The organism is Sideroxyarcus sp. TK5, from assembly GCF_054601595.1.
This window is the reverse complement of sequence record NZ_BAAHSJ010000035.1, coordinates 1-688: the sequence shown is the minus strand read 5'-3', so window position 1 is coordinate 688 and position 688 is coordinate 1. Positions and strand designations below refer to the sequence as shown.

2 protein-coding genes are annotated in these 688 nt (G+C 50.1%); one reads left to right on the top strand and one right to left on the bottom strand.

Translation table 11 applies throughout. The features are described from left to right. Positions 1 to 258 (bottom strand): DUF4902 domain-containing protein (locus ACYPYQ_RS13570; RefSeq protein ID WP_459724449.1); only part of this gene is annotated, 258 nt, incomplete at its 3' end. 173 nt (positions 259 to 431) lie between these two features. On the opposite strand from ACYPYQ_RS13570, the gene ACYPYQ_RS13565 reads away from it, so the two are divergent. Further along, on the top strand, positions 432 to 688 hold a 257-nt coding region (locus ACYPYQ_RS13565; protein ID WP_459724448.1), incomplete at its 3' end, for an autoinducer binding domain-containing protein.

Genomic DNA, 688 nt, shown 5'->3' with positions numbered 1-688 from the left:
ATTGCTGCGCGGCGAACCTTGCCTGCGCAAGCGCACGGCTCCTTGGGAGAATTCCATCTCCCAATCCCAGCCAAGGCTTATCTGCGGCGTGCCTGAACTCAGCCATTCCGTATACCCAGTGATAGACGCTCTAGTTGCGTTGGCGATCTTGCCCGCCACATCGTTATCGTCTAGCCCGGACATCAGGTGCTTTAGCCTGATCATTTGCAACTCGGCATAGGTAAGACGGATATAACCATCCGCAGATACCTTCAGCATGCCTGCAGGTATTTCCTGAAGTGACGCATCCGACCGAGCAGTGTGTAAATTGTCACGCATTTGATAGTGGTATTATTCGACTGGATCATGTTACTCATTCTGTCCATGTTTCGATATTGGGAGAATTATCAGGTAGTCTTCCGGCGCAATCTGGATCTATTGACAGGCATACCATGGACTCGTGGCAAGAAGAACAGTTGCAGTCATTGCTAAACGCCAAATCAGAAGGCGCGCTCTTCGACGCACTCTCTAACTGCGTCGCCCAATTGGGCTTCGAGAACTGCGCATATGGATTACGCGCCCCCTTACCTGTCTCATCACCCAAAGTAGTCCTGTTGAACAATTACCCCACTAGTTGGCAAGACAGCTATGTTCGGAACAACTATCTATTGATTGATCCAACTGTTGCGCACGGAATGAAATCGGTTCT